Source organism: Treponema endosymbiont of Eucomonympha sp., from assembly GCF_001028545.1.
The window spans coordinates 1-659 of the sequence record NZ_BBPW01000384.1 but is presented as its reverse complement, the minus strand read 5'-3'; the positions used below and the strand labels follow the sequence as shown (position 1 = coordinate 659).

Sequence of the window (659 nt, the reverse complement as noted above, 5' to 3'; positions counted from 1 at the left end):
GGACGGACGGCAGCGCGAGCGGCTCCGCGCGTATTCCGTGCTACTGCTGAAAAACCCGCCGGCATTCGTCAAATTCGCGCGGAAGCTCGCCGCTGCGCCGGATATCACGCAGCACACCGCGCTCACTTCGGCGGTTCGAGTCGCGCGCACGGCAGGGTTCCCGTCGTTTGAAACCGTCGTGTTCGTGGAAAAACTGTATCAGTCGCTCAAGCAGGACACCGCCGCCCTGTACAGCGCCCTGCACGGCGAAACTGATGGTGCGCCCGCTACCAGCTCGCAGGAAACGGCGGCTGCCCTCAGCGAGCAAAAAATGGAGCGGCTGCGGGACGATACGGCAGGAGTGTCGGCATTGCTGTCCGATATATTCGCCGACGACGCCGAATATATCCCGCCGCCCGCTGACGCAGAATCAGCCGGGAACGACGGCTGCCGCGCCGAAATCCCTTGCACTGAATGCACTATCCACCGACTCGGTGCCGCTTGTTTAGGGTTGGAGAGCCACCACCGTATATGACCCGTCGCCCTCAATGATCGGCTCGCCGAGCGCGTTCCACGCGGCTTCATTTATGGTTTCGATAGCTCCGTCGAGCATAATGCCCAGTTCTCCGGCAAGACGCTGTAGTTCGGCGCGGTACCATTCCGACTTAGTTTGCACTGCG

2 protein-coding genes are annotated in these 659 nt (G+C 61.8%); one reads left to right on the top strand and one right to left on the bottom strand.

Going from position 1 to position 659, the window contains the following annotated elements; translation table 11 throughout:
* On the top strand, window positions 1-514 hold a 514-nt coding region (locus AWU74_RS11970), incomplete at its 5' end, for a tellurite resistance TerB C-terminal domain-containing protein (protein WP_187150928.1).
* On the opposite strand, the gene AWU74_RS13555 is transcribed toward AWU74_RS11970, so the two are convergent.
* Window positions 485-592 carry a tellurite resistance TerB C-terminal domain-containing protein gene (locus AWU74_RS13555; RefSeq protein WP_368853466.1) on the bottom strand — a complete coding sequence of 36 codons (108 nt, stop codon included), beginning with the start codon at window positions 590-592 and terminating at the stop codon, window positions 485-487. The two genes, AWU74_RS11970 and AWU74_RS13555, sit on opposite strands and share 30 nt — an antisense overlap.
* Window positions 593-659 lie beyond the last annotated feature (67 nt).